The 21045-nt window shown below is 62.3% G+C and carries 19 protein-coding genes and 1 tRNA gene; 14 read left to right on the forward strand and 6 right to left on the reverse strand.

The window, feature by feature from the left end; all coding sequences use genetic code 11:
* Together ACN0YF_RS13760 and ACN0YF_RS13765 are read left to right on the forward strand one after the other, a co-directional pair.
* The coding region (locus ACN0YF_RS13760) for a cyclic nucleotide-binding domain-containing protein (protein ID WP_417494836.1) at positions 1 to 1474 on the forward strand (1474 nt) is incomplete at its 5' end.
* 59 nt (positions 1475 to 1533) lie between these two features.
* Positions 1534 to 2706, forward strand: coding sequence for a Kelch repeat-containing protein (locus ACN0YF_RS13765; protein WP_417494837.1), 1173 nt, complete (start codon positions 1534 to 1536; stop codon positions 2704 to 2706).
* Between the two features lie 478 nt (positions 2707 to 3184).
* Here ACN0YF_RS13765 and ACN0YF_RS13770 read toward each other — a convergent pair whose 3' ends face one another.
* From ACN0YF_RS13770 to tsaD, 4 genes are read right to left on the reverse strand one after another with little or no spacing between them, the layout of a single operon-like run.
* On the reverse strand, positions 3185 to 3520 hold the full coding sequence (locus ACN0YF_RS13770) for a Rieske (2Fe-2S) protein (RefSeq protein ID WP_417494838.1): 336 nt from the start codon (positions 3518 to 3520) through the stop codon (positions 3185 to 3187).
* Positions 3517 to 3813 carry a YciI family protein gene (locus ACN0YF_RS13775; RefSeq protein ID WP_417494839.1) on the reverse strand — a complete coding sequence of 99 codons (297 nt, stop codon included), beginning with the start codon at positions 3811 to 3813 and terminating at the stop codon, positions 3517 to 3519. Before ACN0YF_RS13775 ends, ACN0YF_RS13770 begins: the two co-directional genes overlap by 4 nt.
* A complete protein-coding gene (locus ACN0YF_RS13780) occupies positions 3813 to 4814 on the reverse strand; it encodes an NAD(P)H-dependent glycerol-3-phosphate dehydrogenase (RefSeq protein WP_417494840.1) in 1002 nt (333 codons plus the stop codon). Before ACN0YF_RS13780 ends, ACN0YF_RS13775 begins: the two co-directional genes overlap by 1 nt.
* Entirely contained in the window at positions 4811 to 5944 is a 1134-nt protein-coding gene (tsaD, locus tag ACN0YF_RS13785; RefSeq protein WP_417494841.1) for a tRNA (adenosine(37)-N6)-threonylcarbamoyltransferase complex transferase subunit TsaD, read from the reverse strand. The genes ACN0YF_RS13780 and tsaD overlap by 4 nt, the downstream gene beginning before the upstream one ends.
* Positions 5945 to 6001: 57 nt before the next feature.
* Between tsaD and hemC the strand changes: the two genes are divergently transcribed.
* From hemC to ACN0YF_RS13820, 7 genes are all read left to right on the forward strand, one after another.
* Positions 6002 to 6946: a hydroxymethylbilane synthase gene (hemC, locus tag ACN0YF_RS13790; protein WP_417494842.1), complete on the forward strand. Its 945-nt coding sequence runs from the start codon at positions 6002 to 6004 to the stop codon at positions 6944 to 6946.
* On the forward strand, positions 6943 to 7680 hold the full coding sequence (locus ACN0YF_RS13795; RefSeq protein WP_417494843.1) for a uroporphyrinogen-III synthase: 738 nt from the start codon (positions 6943 to 6945) through the stop codon (positions 7678 to 7680). The genes hemC and ACN0YF_RS13795 overlap by 4 nt, the downstream gene beginning before the upstream one ends.
* A 33-nt stretch (positions 7681 to 7713) precedes the next feature.
* Positions 7714 to 9024 carry a hypothetical protein gene (locus tag ACN0YF_RS13800; protein ID WP_417494844.1) on the forward strand — a complete coding sequence of 437 codons (1311 nt, stop codon included), beginning with the start codon at positions 7714 to 7716 and terminating at the stop codon, positions 9022 to 9024.
* The gene (locus ACN0YF_RS13805) at positions 9021 to 10487 is read left to right on the forward strand and encodes a heme biosynthesis protein HemY (RefSeq protein WP_417494845.1); all 1467 of its coding nucleotides are present in this window, start codon (positions 9021 to 9023) and stop codon (positions 10485 to 10487) included. The genes ACN0YF_RS13800 and ACN0YF_RS13805 overlap by 4 nt, the downstream gene beginning before the upstream one ends.
* A complete protein-coding gene (gene udk, locus ACN0YF_RS13810; protein ID WP_417494846.1) occupies positions 10484 to 11128 on the forward strand; it encodes a uridine kinase in 645 nt (214 codons plus the stop codon). The genes ACN0YF_RS13805 and udk overlap by 4 nt, the downstream gene beginning before the upstream one ends.
* 115 nt (positions 11129 to 11243) lie before the next feature.
* A tRNA-Thr gene (locus ACN0YF_RS13815) sits at positions 11244 to 11319 on the forward strand.
* Between the two features lie 171 nt (positions 11320 to 11490).
* The gene (locus ACN0YF_RS13820) at positions 11491 to 12714 is read left to right on the forward strand and encodes a tyrosine-type recombinase/integrase (RefSeq protein ID WP_417467802.1); all 1224 of its coding nucleotides are present in this window, start codon (positions 11491 to 11493) and stop codon (positions 12712 to 12714) included.
* A 9-nt stretch (positions 12715 to 12723) separates the two neighbouring features.
* On the opposite strand, the gene ACN0YF_RS13825 is transcribed toward ACN0YF_RS13820, so the two are convergent.
* The gene (locus ACN0YF_RS13825) at positions 12724 to 12975 is read right to left on the reverse strand and encodes a helix-turn-helix transcriptional regulator (RefSeq protein ID WP_417468417.1); all 252 of its coding nucleotides are present in this window, start codon (positions 12973 to 12975) and stop codon (positions 12724 to 12726) included.
* Positions 12976 to 13149: 174 nt separating this feature from the next.
* Between ACN0YF_RS13825 and ACN0YF_RS13830 the strand changes: the two genes are divergently transcribed.
* Both ACN0YF_RS13830 and ACN0YF_RS13835 read left to right on the forward strand, forming a co-directional pair.
* A complete protein-coding gene (locus ACN0YF_RS13830; protein WP_417494847.1) occupies positions 13150 to 13353 on the forward strand; it encodes a helix-turn-helix transcriptional regulator in 204 nt (67 codons plus the stop codon).
* Positions 13350 to 14006, forward strand: a complete 657-nt coding sequence (locus ACN0YF_RS13835) for a hypothetical protein (RefSeq protein WP_417467806.1) — start codon at positions 13350 to 13352, stop codon at positions 14004 to 14006. The genes ACN0YF_RS13830 and ACN0YF_RS13835 overlap by 4 nt, the downstream gene beginning before the upstream one ends.
* Before the next feature lie 679 nt (positions 14007 to 14685).
* On the opposite strand, the gene ACN0YF_RS13840 is transcribed toward ACN0YF_RS13835, so the two are convergent.
* The gene (locus tag ACN0YF_RS13840; RefSeq protein ID WP_417467807.1) at positions 14686 to 15129 is read right to left on the reverse strand and encodes a hypothetical protein; all 444 of its coding nucleotides are present in this window, start codon (positions 15127 to 15129) and stop codon (positions 14686 to 14688) included.
* Between the two features lie 116 nt (positions 15130 to 15245).
* Between ACN0YF_RS13840 and ACN0YF_RS13845 the strand changes: the two genes are divergently transcribed.
* From ACN0YF_RS13845 to ACN0YF_RS13855, 3 genes are read left to right on the forward strand one after another with little or no spacing between them, the layout of a single operon-like run.
* Positions 15246 to 16559, forward strand: coding sequence for a TolC family protein (locus ACN0YF_RS13845; RefSeq protein ID WP_417494848.1), 1314 nt, complete (start codon positions 15246 to 15248; stop codon positions 16557 to 16559).
* Positions 16556 to 17809 carry an efflux RND transporter periplasmic adaptor subunit gene (locus ACN0YF_RS13850; RefSeq protein ID WP_417467811.1) on the forward strand — a complete coding sequence of 418 codons (1254 nt, stop codon included), beginning with the start codon at positions 16556 to 16558 and terminating at the stop codon, positions 17807 to 17809. The genes ACN0YF_RS13845 and ACN0YF_RS13850 overlap by 4 nt, the downstream gene beginning before the upstream one ends.
* Positions 17793 to 20936 (forward strand): efflux RND transporter permease subunit, encoded by a 3144-nt coding sequence (locus ACN0YF_RS13855; RefSeq protein ID WP_417467813.1) that lies wholly within the window; start codon positions 17793 to 17795, stop codon positions 20934 to 20936. Before ACN0YF_RS13850 ends, ACN0YF_RS13855 begins: the two co-directional genes overlap by 17 nt.
* Positions 20937 to 21045 lie beyond the last annotated feature (109 nt).

Here is a 21045-nt window from a genome sequence, read left to right on the forward strand (position 1 = left end):
CATGCGTGTCTCACCGGCCGTCGATGGCCCCTATCGGGTCGCAATCCTCTGGGGCGGCCTGCGTGGCGCCGTCACGCTGGCGCTGGCGCTGGCCGTCACCGAGAGCGTCAGTGTTCCGGGCGAGATCAAGCGGGTCGTCGGTATCCTCGCCACCGGCTTCACCCTGTTCACCCTGATCGTGCAGGGCGCGACCCTGCGCACGGTGATCGGCTGGCTCGGCCTCGACCGGTTGTCACCGATGGACCAGGCCCTGTCACGCCAGGTCGTCGCCGTTGCGCTCCAGACCGTGCGCGAAGATGTGGCGCGGACCAGCGAGAATTACGAGCTGAGCCGCGATATCGTCCGCTCCGAGGCCAAACGTTTCGGCAAGCGGCTCGACAAGGCGGTCAAGACGGCTGAGGAGAGCGTCGACATTCTCGAGCGTGACCGCGTCACGCTCGGCCTGGTCGCACTGGCCGGGCATGAACGCGACACCATCCTGGCCCGGATGCGCGAACGGACGATCTCGGCGCGGATGGCCGACCAGGTCCTGTCGGATGCCGACCGCCTGATCGAGGGCGCCCAGTCCCAGGGCCGCCGGGGCTACCAGCTCGCGGCCCGCCGCAGCGTTGCCTATGGCCGGGCTTTCCGGGCCGCCGTCTGGCTGCACAGCCGGCTGCACCTGTCCGGCCCGCTGGCCCGCATGACGGCCGACCGGTTCGAATTCCTGCTGTCCCAGCGCCTGATCCTGCGCGATCTCAATGTCTTCATCCATGGCCGTATCCGCCGGATCCACGGGCGGCAGGTCGCCGATGTGCTGCACGATCTGCTCTCGCGCCGCATCGAGGCGGTGGAGACGGCACTGGAAGGCCTGCGCCTGCAATATCCCGGCTATGCCGACCAGCTGGAACGGCGCTTCATCCGGCGCACGGCCCTGCGGCTGGAAGAGCGCGAATACACCACAATGCTGGAAGACGGGCTGATCGGTTCGGAGGTTTTCACCGACCTGATGAAAGCGCTCGGTGATCGCCGCGCCGCGGCGGAACAGCGCCCGCGCCTGTTGATCGCACCCCAGCGCGCCGAACTGGTCGGACAATTCCCGCTCTTCGCAGACCTCGACGAAGCCGCGCTCAAACGCCTGGGCGGAGCCCTGCGCACCCGTTATGCCAATGCCGGCGAAGTGATCATCCGCAAGACCAGCGTGGTGAAGAGCGTGTTCTTTATCGCCTCCGGCGCCGTCGAACTGCAGAGCGCCGGCCAGAGCTGGCGCCTTGGCGGCGGCGAGATGTTCGGGCAGATGGCCATCCTGATGCAAAAGCCCCGGCGCGCCGAAGCCCGCGCCATCGCCCCTTCGACCCTGCTCACCCTCGACGAGGAACGCTTCCGGCAGCTGCTCGATGGCAGCGAAGCCCTGCGCAAGGCCGTCCGCGCCAGCGCCGAGAAACGCGGCATTGATCCGGGAACCCTCCTCTCCGATGACCCCGAGGACGTGTGAGGCTTTTTGAGTCCGGTTTTCGCTGGCACGCCTGCGTAGCTGGCAGTAGCCTCGCCGGCATGACACGCTCTGCCATCCGATTGATCCCGCTCCTCAGCGTCGCCTGGCTCAGCGCCTGTGGCCTGGCCGAAAACCGCGAACCGGAGGCCTGGGCCCACCTGCCCGAGCCGGTGACCAATAACGCCGTCGCCGGCCTCGAACTGGACGGTCGCATGATGGCCTATTCCTTCGCCGGCCTGCACGAAGGCAAGACCTGGCGCGACGTCACGGCGGATGCCTATGCCTGCGATCTCGACGCCCGAACCTGCCGCGAAATCGCCGGCCTGCCCGACGGCATTGGCCGCCTTGCCTCGGTCGCCGTCACGCTGGGCGGCCAGATCTACATCTTCGGCGGCTACACCGTCGCCGAGGACGGCAGTGAGGCCTCAACACCGGAAGTCTGGCGCTTCGACCCCGCCAGCGAAACCTACACCCACATCACCGACATGCCCGTCCCCGTCGACGACACCATCGCGCTGCCATTCGAGGATCGCTACATCTATCTGGTCAGCGGCTGGCACGACACGGACAATACCGATCTCGTCCAGGTCTATGACGTGGAAGAGGATCGTTGGTTCGAGGCGACGCCCTTTCCCGGCGCGCCGGTGTTCGGACATGCCGGGGCGATGGATGAGAATGGCCGCTTGATGTTGTGCGGCGGCACGGCGGTGATCCCGCCGGCGCGGGAGGGCGGACGGCGCAGTTTCGGGGCTCATGGTGACTGCTGGGGCGGACAGGTGATGGCCGGCCCGGCAGAGATCGAATGGCAAGCCTTTGGCCAGCTTGGAGCCGGCCCATTCTATCGCGGCGTCGCGGTTGCGCACCCGGCGCCGCTGGGCGGCTACAGCTTCTTCGGCGGCTCCGGCAATGCGTATAATTACAACGGGATTGGCTATGACGGCGAAGCCGTCGAGCCGAGGGGCGATCACGTCCTGGCCTTCTTTGTTTCATGGAGCGAGACGCCAGACTGGTGCCGAGTGCCCAGCAGGGCCGAAAGCAGCAATTTTCTGGCCGTCGGTAACGCGCAGCCACAAGGCGGTTTCATGGATGTTCGCGGCGCCGTTCTGGAAGGCGAAAACACCGTCTACACGCTCGGCGGCATGGGCCCCGGCCAGACCGTGAGCGACCATGTGCGGCGTTGGGTGCTCCCGATGGAAAATGTCGCGCTTCGGGTCTGCGGCCTTGACGGTTAGGCGAGGAAGCCCCGCCGCAAACGGGACACGCACCGGTTTTTCAAACCGGACCATGTCTCGAGGGATGGGATTGTAGATTTCAAACAGATTGGCCCCGCCGGGCCACAACCCGCCCTGAAAACCATGCCTGCATCCGGCCAGAGAGGAGTTGAGCGGTCAAGGGGAAACCCGCGAAGCGGCGCGACGCGCCCTTGACCGCTCAACTCCTCTCTGGCGCCCTGCTTGGCAAGGGTTTCAGGGGGAGTTCTGCCCAGCGCGGGCGGGCACTCCCTCACACACAACCAAACCAGCTCGTGTCATCCCGGACGGATGCCCGGACGCGAAGCGATCCGGGTGGAGATCCGGGACCTACCCGCCATTCCAGCTGGTCTCACGGGTAGGTCCCGGATCTACGCCCCGCCTGTGCGGGGCATCCGTCCGGGATGACAGCAATTAATGGATTGAATTTGAATGATTTAGAGTCACACGGCGACCAGCCCTAAACCGCCCGCACCTCACCCCCAACAACCTCAACCCCAACCCCCGTCAGCCCATAGCCCGCAGCCGGGCCACCGACACAAACCCCGTCCGTCGCGCCAAAGCTCGCCCCGTGCACCGGGCAGACGATAAACTGACCCTCATGCAGCATCACCTTGCCGCCGGGCAGGTGGAGCGGGCGCTGGGCGTGGGGGCAGGTGTTGAGGAAGGCGGTGACGGCCTGGCCGCGGCGGACGAGGATGACGGCGCCGTCATTCCAGGTGGAGGCGCGGGCGCCGGGGTCGGGCAGGTCGTCGAGGTGGCCAAGCACCGTTCCCGCTTTGGGCAAGCTGGTCATGGATTGAGGCCGGCCGGCGGGTTGAACACCCATTTATAGGGCGCGGCCTCGACCGACTGGAACAAGCCGGCGATGGCATAGGGATCCTTGGCCAGCCAGGCGTCGAGCGCGGCGCGGCTCTCCATCTCGACGATCAGGAGCGAGCCGGCGGGCTTGTCGTCACTGCCGAGCCAGGGGCCGGCAGCCTTGATGGCGCTGCCGGCGGCGGTGAGCCAGTCGAGATGGGCCGGACGGTTGGCGAGGCGGATATCGAGGGCGCCGGGCTTGTCGGTGGCGTGGACCATGAAAAGCATCAGGCGGATTCCAGCGTGAAGGGGCGGGCGAGCAGGGCTTCGATGGCGTCCTCGACGCTGGTGCGGCCGGCGAGAATATCGTCGACGGCTTCGCAGATCGGCATCTCGACACCCTGTCGTTTCGCCAGCGCAACGACGGCCGGCGCGCTGGCCACGCCTTCGGTGACCGAGCGGCGGCTGCCGAGAATATCGTCCAGATGCACGCCGCGCCCCAGCGCCAGACCGCAGGACATATTGCGCGATTGCGGCGAGGAACAGGTCAGCACCAGATCGCCCAGCCCGCACAGGCCGGCCAGGGTTTCACGCCTGGCGCCGAGCGCCAGGGCCAGCCGTGTCATCTCGGCGAAACCGCGCGCAATCAGCGCCGCATGGGCTGATTTGCCCAGGCCGCGTCCCTCGACAATGCCGCAGCCGATCGCCAGCACATTCTTCACCGCGCCGCCGATTTCCGCGCCGATCAGATCAGTCGCCAGATAGGGCCGGAAGCGCGGCGTGCCGAGCGCCTCGATCAGGGCGGTGCCGATCGCCTCATCCTTGCAGGCCAGGGTCACCGCTGTGGGCAGGCCCTGCGCGGTATCAATGGCAAAGCTCGGCCCCGACAGCACCGCCGGGATGGCGGAGGGGATGGTCTCGCCCAGCACCTGGGTCATCATCGACAGGCTCGATTGCTCGATACCCTTGGCGCACAGGATGATCGGCAGGCCGCGCCTGGCGAAGGGGGCGAATTTTTCCAGCGTGCCGCGCAAATGCTGCGCCGGCGCCACCGCCAGAACCGCATCGCAGACATCGAGATCAGCCATCGCCGTCACGGCCTCGATATTCGGCTCCAGCGCCACATCGGGCAGGAAGATCGTGTTCTCGTGCTTGTTGTTGATCACATCGGCGACGTCCTGCTCGAAGGACCAGATCAATACATCGCGGCCGGCCTTGGCCGCCGTCTGCGCCAGCGCCGTGCCCCAGGCACCGGCCCCGATCACGCCAATCGTCTGAAAATCTGTCACGCCTTTGGTCCTTTTCGTCCCGAACCGATCACGGGATCCAATCTGGCCGAGACCGCGTCCAAAGGCCAGCGCGCCCGCGCCGGCGCATCGAGCCCGTCCGTCTCGCCGCGCACCAGATGCTCCAGACCGGCCAGCGCGATCATCGCCGCATTGTCGGTGCACCAGCGCATTGGCGGCGCGATCAGCCGGAAACCTTCCTCGCGCGCCGCTGTCTCAAGCATGGTGCGCACGGTCTGATTGGCAGCGACACCCCCGGCGACAACAAAGGGCAATGGACGCCCCACCAGCGGATGATCAGAGGCAAACTCGCGCATCGCCCGGCGTGACCTCGTGGCCAGGGTGCGCGCAATGGCCGTTTGCACTGATGCAGCCAGGTCGGCGCGCTCCTGGTCGCCCGGATTTTCGAACCCGTCCCAGATCTGACGCGCCGCCGTTTTCAGCCCGGCAAAGGAAAAATCACAACCGGGACGGCCCTTTAGCGGGTTGGGCAGGTCAAAGCGTTTCGCATTGCCCGTGGCCGCACAGCGCTCCAGCGCCGGCCCACCGGGAAAACCGAGCCCCATCACCTTGGCGGTCTTGTCGAACGCCTCGCCGGCGGCATCATCCAGGGTCGATCCCAGACGCCGGTAAATCCCGAAATCTTCCACACAAATCAATTGCGTATGCCCGCCGGAGACGAGCAGGAGCAGATAGGGAAAATCCAGCTGCTCGCTCAGCCGCGGCGACAGCGCATGCCCCTCGAGATGATTGACCGCAATCAAGGGCTTGCCCGATCCCAGCGCCAGCCCCTTGGCCGTCATCAGCGCCGCCATAACCCCGCCGATCAGGCCCGGTCCGGAGGTGGCGGCAATACCGTCAATTTCGGCCAGGGTGAGCCCGGCCTGCTGCAAGGCCTGCTCCGCCAGCCCTGACATGGCTTCCGCATGCGCCCGCGCGGCAATCTCCGGCACGACGCCGCCAAAGGGGGCGTGGGCCTCGGTCTGGGCCAGGATGAGATCGGAGAGAACCTCGATCTCACCTGTGGCCGATCGGCGCAGCACCGCCGCTGCGGTCTCGTCACAGCTCGATTCGAGCCCGAGCACGGTCAGTGTGCCGTCTTGCGCTAAAGGGGATGGCGAGGCTAAGTCCATGTCTGTTCGATAACCTTACCGCCGGGATCCCGCAACGTGCCGCTACCGTCCAAACCCATGCCCATCGCCACCCGGCGCTCGCCGCTCGCTCTTGTCCAGGCCCGCGATGTCCAGGCCAGGCTCGCTCGCCTGCATGGCATCGAGGATGAGCAGCGCGATATCGTGTTTCCGATTCTCGGCCTGGTCAGCACTGGGGACCAGATCCAGGACCGCGCCCTGATCGAGGCCGGCGGCAAGGGCCTGTTCACCAAGGAAATCGACGAGGCGCTGTTCGAGCGCCGCGCCGCCTTTGCCGTGCACTCGATGAAGGATGTCCAGACCGAATTGCCCGACGGGCTTGTGCTCGGCGCCATTCTTGAGCGCGAGGATCCGCGCGACATGCTGCTGGCGCGCGGCGGCGAGACGCGTCTGGCCGACCTGCCAGAAGGCGTGGTGATCGGCACCGCCAGCCTGCGGCGCCAGGCCCAGGCCCTGTACAAGCGGCCCGACCTGAAAGTCGTGGTGCTGCGCGGCAATGTCGATACCCGTCTCGGGCGGCTGGCATCGGGTGAGGTCTATGCCACTTTCCTCGCCCGCGCCGGACTCAACCGGCTCGGCCGCGACGAGGCCAAGGCTGAACCGCTGGCCCTGTCGGAAATGCTCCCGGCCGCGGCCCAGGGCGCTGTCGGCGTGGCGATTCGCAATGATGATGACCGCGCACGCGAACTGTTGATGGCACTCAACCACCCCGCAACCGAGCTGGCAGTGCTGGCCGAACGCGCCTTCCTGGCAAGGCTTGATGGCTCCTGCCGCACCCCCATCGCAGCCCATGTGCATATCGAATCAATGGACTTCACCGGCGAAGTTTTGACTCCTGATGGCCAGCTCCGTTGGCGGGAACAGATGCGATTCGACATGAAGACAGCCACCAGAAACAGCGCAATCGCCGCAGGCCAGACATTGGGCCAGACGGTCAGGGATGCGGCCGGCGACAACCTCGCGGCCGTTCTTGCCGGCGCATGACGGTTCTGGTCACACGTGGCTGGCCCGGCGCTGAACGCACCGCAAAGGGGCTGCGCGAGCGCGGCATCGACCCGATCATCGCGCCGGTGCTTGATATCAATTTCCGCGCCCGCATCGATGTTGACCTCACCGACGTCCAGGCGCTCGTCTTCACCAGCGGCAATGGCGTCCGCGCCTGGGGTCCCAGGAGGCCGGAGCGCGACCTGCCGGTCTTCGCCGTGGGCGGCAACACCGCCTCGGATGCCCGCAAGGCCGGCTTCCGCAAGGTCTTTTCCGCCGATGGCGATGTGAAGGATCTGGCGGCACTCATCAAACGCAAGCTGAAGCCGGAGCAGGGCGCCATACTGCATGTGCGCGGCATCCAGATCGCGGGCAATCTGTCCGGTGAGCTGAAAGCGGCGGGCTTCAGGGTGCGCGAAGCGATCGGCTATGGCGCGGTCGCGGTCGACGCCCTGCGCGAGGACGCCATCGCGGCGATCTTGTGCGGCGCGCAGGTCCAGGTTCTCATTCATTCGGCCCGCGGGGCAAAAACCTTTCTCGACCTGGCGCGAAAATTCGGACTGCAGCCCTGGCTGAAATCGGTCACCGCCTACGGCATCAGCGCCAATGCCTTGAAGCCGCTGGAAAACGCGGGCTTTGCCGATCTGGTGCCAGCGCCGCAACCCAATGAGGAGGCCCTGCTCGATCTGCTGGTTCATCCCATGGAACTGGCGCCGCTGGGCAACGCATCATAAGGTGCCAGAAACCTAGCTGAATCGCGTGCAGAGATGGCCGATCCCAACCCAAATCCAGATCCCGAACCGGTTGATGCCGAGTTTGAACCCGCCAGCGATTTGCCTGAAGCGGACAACGCACGCGGCGGGCGCAAGGGCGTCGGCGGCGCGACAGTGTTTATCCTCTTTCTGCTCGCGACATTGGCAGGCGGTGGCCTCGGCCTTGCCGGCGCGCGCTATTTCCCGGCCGAAAATCCGGACGACACCGGCGCAGCCCATGAACGCGCGGCGCTGGTCGAGTCGATCACCACGCTGGAAACGCGCCTGGCTTCACTGGAGAGCGCCACGCCCGCGCTGACGGCACAGGAGGCCCTGGCCGAACCCGTTGCCGCAATCACGGCCCGGCTCGACGCGCTCGAATCGGCTCCGGCCGCAGCGGGCCCTGCGCCAGACCTGAGCGCGATCGAGGCCCGTCTCGCTGCACTCGAGACCGCGACACCCTCCGATAACAGCGCCGCACTCGATGCCTGGACTACCCGGCTTGAGGCGATCGAAACCGAACTCGCAGCGATCGGCACGCTCGCCCGGGAGGCCAGTGACGCCGCCACGTCGGGAGCCCAGGCCACGACCGATCCACTGGTGCTGCAAAACCTCTCCGAACGGATCGCGGCCCTGGAAACAGCCCAGGACCTCGCCGCCACGCCCGGCGAGCCGGGCGTTGACCCACAGACCGCCATTCTCGCCACGCGGATCGAGCAGCTTGAAACCGCGCTCGCCGAGACCCGCACACTGGCGGAAACGGCACGTTCGACCGCCGAGGCGGCCGCAACCTCTGCAGCGATCCCCGCAACCGATACCGGCCAGGCCTCGCGCCAGCTCGCCGCCCGTGCCCTGGCTCTGAGCGCCCTGCGCGATATCGCCGGCACGCATGAAGGCTTCGAGGCCGAACGCGCCGCCCTGGCCCGGCTGTGGCGCGGCAATGCCGATCTTGAGGCGATGGCCAGCTATGCCCGCGCCGGCGTGCCGACCCTGGAAGACCTGACCGCCGATTATCCCGGCGATGCGATCCGCGACGCCGCTGGACCGGGACGCATATTCTTCGGCCTGATCGAAGTGCGCCAGGCCAGCCCGGGCAGTAACGAGACCGGCGCGATGGCCATTACCGCCCTTGCCGAGGACCGTCTCGCCCAGCGCGACCTTGAAGGCGCCGTGGCCCTGACCGAGCGGCTCGACGAGACCGCACTGCCGGCCGCGCGGGACTGGCTGATCGGGGCCCAGGCCCGGCTCGACCTCGACCGCCGCCTGGTCTCCCTGCGTCAGGCCCTGACCGATGCGGCCGCTGCCCAAGGGGAGGATCCGTCATGATTCGCCTGATCATTGCCGTCATCGTCGCGCTGCTGACCGCCGCGCTGGGCGCCTTCCTGGCGCTCAATCCGGGTCATGCCAGTTTCGAGTTCCTCGGCACGCAGATGGAGATGCCCTTCGTCGTCGCCGCCGGCGCGATCATCTTCTTCTCCTTCGTCATGCTGGTGCTGTGGTGGGGCATCTACATGTTGTGGACCTCGCCGGACAAGGTGAAGACCTTCCTGTCACGCCGCCGCCGCGATCAAGGCTATGACGCCCTCGAACGCGCCCTGATCGCCTCGGCTGCCGGTGATGGCGAAGCCGCGGTCCGCCAGGCCGCCCGTGCCGATGCCCTGCTCGACCGGCCGGCCCTGTCGCGCCTGCTGGCCGCCCGCGCCGCCGAGGCTGCCGGCAGTCCGGAACGCGCCGAAACCCATTATGAAGCGCTGCTCGAGGACCCGCGCACCCGCGTCGTTGCCCGCCGCGGCCTGACACAGCTGGCGCATGATCGCGGCGATCTGGAAGCGACCGCCGAACATGCCGCCGACGCCTTCGACAAGGCCAAGGGCGCGCGCTGGGCCTTCGAGGCGCTGTTCGATGCCCAGGTGGCCCAGGGCCGTTGGGATGCGGCTCTGGAGACGCTCGGCGAGGGCGACCGGCGGAAGCATATCGCGCCCAACCTGTCCAAACGCCGGCGCGCCGTCCTGCTGACCGCCTCGGCACTGGCCTGTGAAGCGACGGACGCCGATCGCGCCCGCGACCTGGCCGAAGCCGCCTGCCGCGCAGCGCCGGGCTTTGCGCCTGCCGCCAATCTCGCCTCGCGACTGCTGAACGCCGCGCGCAAATACAAGAAGGCATCCGATGTGCTTGAGGCCTGCTGGGCGCTGGCGCCCCATCCCGCCATCGCCCGAGCCTATCGCGACCTGCGCAAGTCGGACACCAAGGCCAAGCGCCTCGAACGTCTCAAGGGGCTGGCGGCGCTGCAGCCGGAGCATCGCGAAAGCAAGCTGGTGCTGATCGATGTCGCGCTGGAAGACAATGACGCGGCCACGGCGCGCACGCTGATCACGCCGCTGATCGCTGACGGCACCCCCAGCTCGCGCCTGTGCGCCCTGGCCGCGCGCCTAGCCCGGCTTGAGGGCGAGGACGAGCAGGCCCGCCGCTGGATGGCCCGTGCCGCCCACGCCTCGACCGAGGCCGACTGGTCGGACATGGACCCGGACGGCCATGCCTTCCCCTATACCGCCGATGACTGGAAGCGGATGGTCTATATCTATGGCGATGAAGGCCGGCTGATCCATCCACGCTATGAGCGTTACGAGCGCAATGCCGAGGCCGTGCCCGAAACGGCACTGCTGGAGGCTCCGAACAAGCGCGGTGCGGCTGGCACTCCGAAATCCGCGCCAGCCTATTTCGAGGCCCCGCGCCCGCCGGACGATCCCGGGGTGGGTGATGATGACGAGGATTCGGGGCGGGCCGCGTGACGGTGCCCAAACCCTTCCTGCTTGCCGTGGTCGGCGGCTCGGCCTCGGGCAAGACCCGCCTCGCCCACGCCCTGGCGGATCATTTCTCCAGCCATGACGCCTATGTCATCCCGGAAGATGATTACTATGTCGACGCCGGCAATCAGCCCGGCTTTTCGGCATCAGACTTCAATTTCGACGAGCCCGCCGCCAAGGACCATGCCCTTCTGGCCAGCCATCTGGCCGCGCTGCGCCAGGGCCAGCCGGTCGAGGCGCCGCAATATGATTTCACCACCCATTGCCGCTGTGACACCACGGTCGCGCGCGTCCCGGCTGCCGTCATGATCGTCGAGGGGCTGCATCTGCTCGCCAGTCCGGAACTGGCCGCCCAGTTCGATCTCAGCATTTTCGTCGATGCCTGTGACACCACCCGCCTGAGCCGGCGGATCCAGCGCGATGTCGCCGAGCGCGGACGCACCGAGGCCTTCGCCCGACAACAATTCGAGCAGATCGTCCGCCCGATGCACGAACTGTATGTCGAGCCCCAGCGCGAGACGGCGGACCTTGTGGTGGAGAATATGGGAGCGCCGGATTTCGACGCGCTGGCCCGGCCCGTCGTGGATCGCGTCAGCCTGCCGCCGCGACCGCCCCTGAAGCCCTGATCCGGCCGAAACAAGCCATGCGCAGGCCACGCTGACGAAGGGCTTGCCCGCTTGCCCGTTCGAAGCTAGTTTCCGCCGCCTCCTGCCAGACAACCGGCCGGACGCCACAGGGTAAGCCGCATTAGCTCAGCTGGTAGAGCAACGCATTCGTAATGCGTAGGTCGGGTGTTCGAGTCACCCATGCGGCACCATTTCCTTTCGTCACAGAGTCCCAGAAGACTTCCTGCCGATCCACAACCCACTGAAAAAATGATTTTTTTCTGGGATTCCGCTTGAAGTTTGTCCCACGACGCTCCATGTCGCATCGCACAATCCCACATTTTTGTTGGTATTGGTGTTGGTGTTTTGAGACCGGAGACGGCATGCTGCTGAACGATTTAAAGATCAAGAACCTGTCCTCAACAGGGTTTGCCAAAAAACATCGCGATGGCGGCGGCCTGTACCTGCTCGTTACAAAGGCCGGCGGCAAACTCTGGCAGAAGGCCTATCGATATCATGGCAAGCAAAGGACGATCTCGTTCGGTCCATATCCGACCGTCAGCCTGAAAGAGGCTCGCGAACTTCGCGAGGAAGTGAAAAGGGAACTAGCGAACGGCGATGACCCGGCGGCGCTGAAGCGTGAACGCAAGCGGCAGGCAGAAGAGACACAGCATTCCTCGTTCGAGGTTGTCGCGAATGAGTTCATTGACAAACGCATCCTCGATGGCCGGAAGCCACCGACTGTTTCAAAATACCGCTGGACGCTCGAGGCGACCGGCGCCGAATTTCGGAAGACGCCAGTTGCCAAGATAACCGCCCGAAGCGCCCACTTGGCCGTCGAAGTCCACACCCGCAAGCAGACTTTCGACAAGGCGCGGCGGACTGCCCGGTTCATTATTGACGTATTGAACTACGCTGTCGCGACCGGCAGGGTCGAAAATAATGTCGCGGTAGAGATTCCGAAGGCCATTCCGACGAATGGTCCAGAACACCACCCGGGGATCACCGCACCAGATGAGGTCGGTCAATTGATCTTCGACTGTAGGCGATACTCGGGACAGGCCGTGACACGCTACGGACTTGAAATGTGCGCTTTGACATTTCTGCGGCCCGGGGAATTGCGATTTGCAAGATGGGAAGAGATCGACCTTCAGAATGCCCGGTGGGCGCTTCCCGCGGACCGTATGAAGAAGAAGCGACCCCACGTGGTCCCACTCTCGCGACAGGCATTGATATTGATTGAAAAGCTCAAGCTGCTGAACCCTGAATCACCATGGGTGTTCCGATCAGCCTTCAAGGAAGTGCCGCTCTGCGAGAACACGCTAAACCAAGCCCTTTGGAGACTTGGCTATAAGGACCGCCATACATCACACGGATTCAGAACAACGGCATCCACCATACTCAACAACGCCCATTTCGCACCAGATTGGATTGAAGCCCAGTTGGCACACGTCGAAGGCAACTCAGTCCGAGCCGCCTACAATGCGGCCGATTACCTTCGGGATCGAACCGAGATGATGCAGTGGTACGCCGACAAGCTGGATGCCCTGCATGATGAATACTGCACTAAGCAGTCCGCGCCCGAAGTCGCCGGACATCAGGCATAGGCCACCTGACTAAGCGGCGACGGGACGCAATTTCGATTCAATATACCCGTTGACATCAACTAGGCGGTACCGGACGGACCGGACCCCATATTCAACACATTGTGGAAAATCGGCGTCGCTGGCCCGGAGGCGGTAGAACGTGCTGCGGGAGATTCGGCAGGTTTCACAGAATTCGGCGGTCGTGATTAGTATTCGTTCGGTCATGGGCGTTGTCTCAGGGAATTGATGGTATGCAGTCATCATAGGACAAACCGCCCTCATTTCGCTGCAAGTCGCCGAAATTGCTTCGGCACCACGAATTTTGATTGCAATGATCAAGCTTATCAGCGGCTTGCGATTTTCGAAGCAACTGCATTTTCTTACGATTTATTTGCGAAAACCGTGAAGATGCGTCATCTGTAGCCATAAGTAGTTCTGTAACCACGGAGAACTACTATGTTACTTGCTATAAATGACGTCGCTTGCACTACTACGCTGAGCAAGTCCTCTATTCGCCGTTCTGTGCGTAATGGAACTTTCCCGGCCCCAGTTCGACTGCTTGAGAAGCGGTTGGCGTGGCACGACCACGAGGTCGAGGACTGGATACTCGCCCGCCCGCCTGAATCTGCCCGACATTGCGGCGCTGGGGTGCCGGCATGACCCATATTCTCAACACGAATGCGTCAACGGTCCAATCCGGCATCCTCCAGTCCAACTGCGGAGCATGGCTTCCCACGCAGTCGGATCAGCTGCCCTACAACCGGGACCTCTTCCAAAGCTGTCATTGGACGAGTGAACACTTTGCCGAAATGGGTTGGCCAGACCATGGGATCATGGTCACGCTAGGGCTCGCACCTGCCGGCGGCATCGAAAGAGTTTCGCGCTTCAACGCATTTGCGGGACACGCCATCGGAAAGACCTGTCGTCTCGTGAAGCATATCTACAACGAGACTGTGCATTCCAAGCACGCATACAAACGTGGCGAGCAATCAACCCCTTGCCTTATTGTTCCCGAAAAGCGCTCCAAATCCACTGGACGTGAGATTCCAATGCATATCCATGCCATCTTCTCGACTGATGACTCGGATGAAATCCTTCGATTTCAGGCAAACGAAGGCCGGTTCCGTAGCAAGCTTGCGAATGCATTGTCCAACCGGTCTGGCGCTCAGGCCACCCACCGGCATCTGGCTATAGACATCCAGACGGTCCGCCCTGCCGAGGTCTCCAACACGGTTCGGTATTGCACGAAGTTTGCGTTCGAAATGCTTGGCGAAACCTGCGGGACACTGCCGGACGGCACGGCCCTGACCTAGACACACCCCGGTCGGGACGACGTTGGTCCGACCTGCAGTCAACTTGCTTGCTGAATGTACGTAACGACATGCACAACTCGTTGAACTAAGTATTTGGTAAAATCAATGCACACAATCAACTTATGTGCAAATAGTATTCTATTAATTTGTTATAGCATTACTTCTTCTATTGATGTAACAAATTAACACTGACGCCGCCAAAATCATGTAAAGTAATATTGTTTCAAACATCTAATATAATACGGTGATAGTGGACGACAATAATAGTGTTGATATTGATGAAAAGATGCCGATGTATTTGTTTAATTTTTTGATGACATTGTACGTTCACTGGTAATATTCAACGCCATCAGTGGCCATCTATTCATCGTTTCGAACAAGAATATCGACGAAATTGTCCACACATTTCCAATCAATAATCTGAAAAATAGTCGCCGATAACGAGGGCGATTTAGCAGCCAGGTTACCTGCGATATTGATTGGTCGGTCCAAAAATTTCGCAAGAAATTGAGCGATCCAGTCATGAGCGTTTCACTCATCAAATTGCTTCAATCCTGAAGGGGCCCCGTGACGAGCCCAGTTTTCGGTTCGAGTAAGCTTCATCTGCGGCGCAAGTTCTCGCCCGCTGTCGGGGCGGATCGAAGATGGTTGTGGCGGATCGAGGCAAGCCCTTGCCAAGCTAGACACGGCAGGCTTCCCCAACCCAGCCCTGGTCGCCGCAGGCCTCTACCAATACCAGTGTGGCGTCGGGAATATGATGGACCGGAACGCAATTCGAACGCCGCACCGGCTGGGGGCGAAACGGTCTGACAGGTAGGGCCAAGCCCGGCGGCATCATGATCGGCGCCGCGCTTGCTTCGCACCACGGGACAATGTAACTGCGGATATGGTCTATCTTCGGGCAATCATAGCGGCACTCTTTCTCGTGGCATTCGCGAGTGAAGCGGGTGTGGCCGCGACGCCAAATCTGGACCACCATGAAATCGTTTCCCTCGACAGGGACGATGAGCCGCAATCCGACCATGGTCAGCATGCCCTCCATGCCTGCGGCGCCTGCCACCATGCTGTTGATCTTCGCCTTGGAGCGATTACGCCTCCAGCCGAACGTCACTTGGGTGCCCATCCGGCCTATTCTGACCGTGCGCCGCGATCCGCGACCGAACCGCCCTACCAGCCACCGATTTGAATTTCAGTCTGAACAACCCGTCCAGCTGAAACCAACAATCGGAATCCAATTTTATGAATACAATCAGTGACGTCTGGCCAATTTGGCTGGGTCGGAGCACCGTGGCTGCGATTATGCTTGCCGCGATCTCCATTGAATCTGCTGGAGCGCAAGACGCTGCAGCAACGCATATCAACCTGTCCCAAACGCTGCGACTTGCGTTAGACAACAACCCGATAATCGAAGCCGCGAACGCCGAACTCCGGGCGATTGAAGCTGAAGCCCGACAGGTCGGCCTGTGGGATAATCCGACACTTAGTGCTGACTTTGAAGATTTCGGTGGTGATCGACGGGCAATCGGTGATGCCGACACGACGCTTTCGGTCAGGCAAACTATCCCGATGGGCGGAGATCGAGCGCGAGCCCGCGACGTAACCACAGCCTGGGCTCACGCGGCCCGAGCCGATCTGGCCCAGACACGTAGCGATCTTCTGGCAAGTACCGCACAGGCATATATTGCGACGTTTGCCGCTTCAGAGACCTACACTGTTCGCCTGGAATTATTGGAACTCGCCAATAGTTCATCAGCTGCCATTCTCGCCCGAGTTGAGGCAGGGCGGGCCTCGCCAATCGAGCGCAGTCGAGCGGAGATACTGGTAGGCTTGGCGACCATTGCCGCTCGGGACGCGGAGAATGCCCAACGACAGGCGCGCAACCGGCTCTACGCAATCTGGTCTGGTATCCCGGTCGACGTCGCTCTTGAATCGCCCTTGCAATCGCTCGATGTGATCAATTATCGCACGGCAGCGCCGGCTGACTGGATTTCCAATAATCCGGAGCTTGTGAGCTTGCGAGCGGTGACCCTCGCTCGAAGCCAGGAAATTCGACGAGAACGGGCCGAAGCAATTCCCGATCTAACCGTTGGCGCCGGCTGGCGTCGCTATGGTGGCACCGACGAATCGGCATTCATCGCGACGTTGGAAATGCCGATCCCGCTGCTCAATCGCAATCAGGGCGGCGTTGCCGCGGCGGCATCGCGTGAGAACGGTGCCCGTTTTGACGAAGACGCTTCTCGCCGCACGCTGATGGCCCGGTTCGCCGCTGCAGCGGGGCGACTGGAACGGGCACGAACCACATTCTCCCTGCTCGACGAGAACATCCTGCCCGCCACCCAAACAGCCCTGGAGGGCGCTCAATTTGCCTACCGGGAAGGGGCGCTTGATGTACTCAATTTGCTCGATATCCAGCGATCCTATTTTGACGCACGCATCAATCTGATTTCCGCACGCGCCGAACTCGCGAGTGCCGCCATCGAACTGGATGCGCTCGCCGGAACGCCGCAACTCAACCAATTGGCCGCGCCAAACTCCACGGAGGCAGCACAATGACACTGTTCAAAACCAATCTTCTAGCGGTAACGGTCAGCATGCTTGCTTTGGCCGCGTGCTCACCGGGCAATCAAGACAGAGATCAGCACTCAACCGGTGCCGCGCCACACTCAGACACTGATGGCGCCCAACATGAGGGCAACCTTGAAGACAACCATGCGGAGCCGGGCGGCCGTGGCGCAAACCCTGAGGTCCATCTCAGCGAAGATCAATTCAGTGCCCTGGGCATTACGGTTGAAGCGGTCACAACTGGTGCCGTCGATGGCGTTTTGGAACTACCCGGTGAAGTCGGGTTCGACCAAAACCATCTTGCCCACGTATCGCCTCGGGTTTCCGGTGTGGTTCAAAGCGTCAGTGTTGCGGAGGGCGACCGCGTCGAAGCCGGCGACATTCTCGCGATTCTGAACAGTCGCCCGCTCGCCGACGCGAAAGCCGCCTACCTGTCAGCACGGGCAAGATTGGACCTCGCTGAGAGTTCCTATCAACGTGAGGAACGCCTGTGGGAACGGCAAATCTCCGCAGAGCAGGATTTTCTCAACGCCCGGCAAGCGCTGGAAGAGGCGCGCATCGTTGTCAGAAGCGCAGGCCAACAGCTTGATGCCCTTGGGGTGGACGCGAGCACTCTGCCCCGGGTGAATGCTACGACGAACCTCTCTTTGACACGATACGAACTGGCGGCCCCAATCGCTGGAACAATCATTGAGCGGCACGCCGTGCTCGGGGAAGTGCTGGAAGAAGGCGGGCAACCGCCTGCCTTCATCATCGCGAATACCAGCTCAGTCTGGGTTGATGCAGCGATCTACGGTGGGGATTTGGGGCGGTTACGGGCCGGTGCTGCGGTTTCCATTGATCCAGGTGATGGCGTGGCCCCGATTGAATCCACCATCGATTTCGTAAGCCCGCAAATTGGTGAGCGAACGCGAACCGGCAGAGCCCGCGTCGTAATCGCTAACGCTGGCGACCGGCTTCGCCCAGGCATGTTCGTGACCGTGTTCGCAGTGGCTTCCGACGCGGTTTCGGTGGTCCGAGTGCCAGTTTCGGCCTTGCAGACCATTGACGGTCGATCCGTGGTTTTTGTCCGCAGCGATGACGGCTTTGAGGTCAGAAGCGTTCAACTTGGCCGCCGCTCTGAACAGTTCGCCGAAATCCTGTCGGGTGTTTCGCCCAGCGAATTGATCGCCATCACGGGGACATTTTCGTTGAAAGCAGAATTGCAGAAAGGGGAGTTCGACGATGGACACGCACACTAAAGAAACCCAACCGGCCAGCGGCTTGACGACCCTTCTGCACCGCATTGCGGGCGGACGGCTTCTTGCGGCGCTCACTTTTGCACTCGTCCTGATCGGCGGCATCATTACCTTTCGGTCGATGCCCGTCGATGCCTTTCCCGATGTGACGCCGACGCTCGTTCAAGTGTTTACCGAAACCGAGGGGCTCGCGCCTGAAGAGGTCGAGCGATACGTCACCTTTCCCATCGAAACATCAATGAACGGCCTGCCTCGTCTACGTGAAGTTCGCTCGACGTCGAATTTCGGATTGTCGGTGGTCAATATCTATTTTGAAGACGGGGCCGATATCTACTGGGCACGCCAGCTCGTCGGAGAGCGCCTGCAACAAGCGCGTGAAGAGATACCGCAAGGCTTCGGCGATCCAGGCATGGGTCCGATTACGACCGGGCTTGGTCAAATTCTCTTCTATTTCCTGGAAACCGACGATGAGACGCTTGACGGCATACAGCTGAGAACCCTGCAAGACTGGCAGATCAAGCTCAACCTTCAGACGGTCCGCGGCGTGACCGAAGTTTTGTCCCTTGGCGGCTTCGAGCAGCAATATCAGATCAATGTCAGGCCGGAGGCCCTGTTGAGATACGGGCTTGCGATTGAAGAGATCGTCACTGCCGTCGAAAACAATAATGCCAATGCAGGCGCTCAGTTTCTCGTTGAGAATGGCGAGCAATACACCGTCCGGGCGGTGGGCCTGGCCCAGGGCATTCATGATTTGTCCGAGATCATCGTCAAGGTTGAAGATGGCGTTCCGGTCCGGGTGAGTGACATCGCATCCATTGAACTTGGTGGAGCTCCCCGGCAGGGCATGGCAACGATGAATGGGCAAGGCGAAGTGGTCGCCGGGCTCGTGCTCAAACTACTCGGGGCAAACACCAATGAGGTGATCGCGAGCGTGCATGAACGGCTGGAGCGGATCAATGAATCGCTGCCGCCCGGTGTCACGGCCGTGCCTTACTACGACCAGTCGGAACTCGTCGAGGCTGCGGTTGGGACTGTGACCACGGCGCTGTGGCAAGGCGCACTGCTCGTCGCGGCGATCTTGTTCTTCTTCCTTCGGGGATGGCGACCAAGTCTCATCGTCGTGGCTTCCATCCCATTCTCTGTCGGTTTTGCACTTCTGGCCATGCAGGCCTTCGGTGTCTCTGCCAACCTTATGTCGCTGGGTGGAATCGCAATCGCCATCGGGATGATGGTGGATGGTGCCGTTGTCATCGTGGAAAACGTCAACCGTATCTTGAGTTCAACGGATGACAAGGCCGACAAACGAACACTCATCGCCAAGGCGTGTGCTGAAGTTCTTCAGCCGCTTATCTTTGCAATCCTGATCGTCGTGATCGTGTTTGTGCCAATTTTGACGCTGCAAGGCGTGGAAGGAAAAACCTTCAGGCCGCTGGCCTTCGCGGTGGTCTTTGCGATGGCGGGCTCGCTTGTTTTTGCGGTTCTTCTGGCCCCGGCTGCCTCGATGGCCGGGCTCAAATTGGGTCGAAGCTCGGCAAACTCAGACGGGCCTGATTTCTACGAACGCTATTTTGCACCATTGATCCGATTTTTCGTTCACAAGCGATGGGCTGCGCTCACGCTGGCGGGTGTCATGCTGCTCGTGGGCGGGGCGATCTTCCCTCGATTGGGTTCAGAGTTCACACCGCGAATGAATGAGGGCGACCTGCTGGTGCGCCTCACCATGGCGCCGTCGATCTCGTTGCCGGAGGCACGAGACACGGTCACGCGGTTCGAACAACAATTGCTCTCCAGCTTTCCGGAGGTAGAGCGAATTGTCACCCGAATTGGCCGCGGCGAGGTTGGTGCTCATGCCGACCCTGTCAATAGCGCTGAAGCCTTCGTGGCGCTGGCGCCTCGCGACCAATGGGTTTCGGCACGATCCCAGGATGAATTGCTCGCGATGATGAGTGAGAGTTTTGAGGCGTTCCCTGCTGCCCGGTTCAATTTCACGCAACCGATTGCTGCGGCAACCGATGAGTTGTTGACGGGCACGAAGGCAGACCTCGCGATCAAATTGTTCGGTGAGGATATGGCTGTCCTGGAGCAGTATGCGGCACAGATTGCGAATGTGATCCGCGATGTCCCGGGCGCGGCTGACGTCCAAACCGACCAGGTCACCGGCGCCCCGCAATTGCGGATTTCGGTAGACCGCGACGCAATCAGCCGATTTGGCCTGAATGTTGAGGATGTGCTGGCTGTCGTGCGAACCGCGATTGGTGGCTCGCAGGCCGGCCAGGTGTTCGAAGGCGTGCGGCGTTTCGACATCATCGTGCGATATCGCGAAGAAGATCGATTGAGCGCAGAGCGGATCAGCCGGATCGTCCTCAATGGCCCCGGCGATGTGACAATTCCGCTCGGCCGGGTCGCGTTAGTGGAGCGGATCGAGGGGCCGCGTCAGATCACCCGTGAAAACGGCCAGCGCTACATCACCACCCAAACCAATGTGCGTGAGCGTGATATCGGGTCCTTCGTTGAAGACGGCCAACGGGCCGTGGCTGCCAATATCGAGCTTCCGCCAGGATACTTCATCGAGTGGGGCGGACAGTTCGAGCTTCAGCAACAAGCGAATGCCCGTTTCGCGGTTGTGATCCCGATCACACTCGGGGTCGTCTTCCTGCTGCTGCTGTTCAGCTTTGGCCGGTTGAAAAGTGCGCTTCTGATCATGGCGAACGTGCCACTGGCACTGGTCGGCGGCATCGCGGCTCTCTGGCTCACGGGTCAGAATTTGTCGGTACCCGCGACTGTAGGGTTCATCGCTCTGTTCGGCATCGCCCTCGGCAATGGCATGGTTCTAGTCTCATTCCTGGACCGTCTCGCCAAGGAACGGCTGGACATTGATGTGTTCTCGGTCGAGGCCGCCGTGCGCCGTGTTCAACCCGTGCTGATGACCGCGACCACGACAGGCCTCGGGCTCATGCCACTCATGTTCGCGTCCGGTATCGGTTCAGAGGTGCAGCGGCCACTTGCTGCCGTGGTGATCGGAGGCTTGGTGACGTCGACCGTGCTGACCCTGTTGGTGTTGCCAGCGGTCTACAAGTGGTTCGCACCCCACACCTTGAACAGCGATACCGATCATTTGTCGGCGTCGTAGCTAGCGAGCTTCGCAGCCCGGGCGTTTTGGCGCACTCTAGAAAATGCCCGGGTCTGTTCGCTCAACTATCCATGATTAAACCCAGCCGGGTTAGTAGGGACGGAGTACT

It is taken from the genome of Maricaulis sp. (assembly GCF_048270265.1).
Classification (GTDB): Bacteria; Pseudomonadota; Alphaproteobacteria; order Caulobacterales; family Maricaulaceae; genus Maricaulis.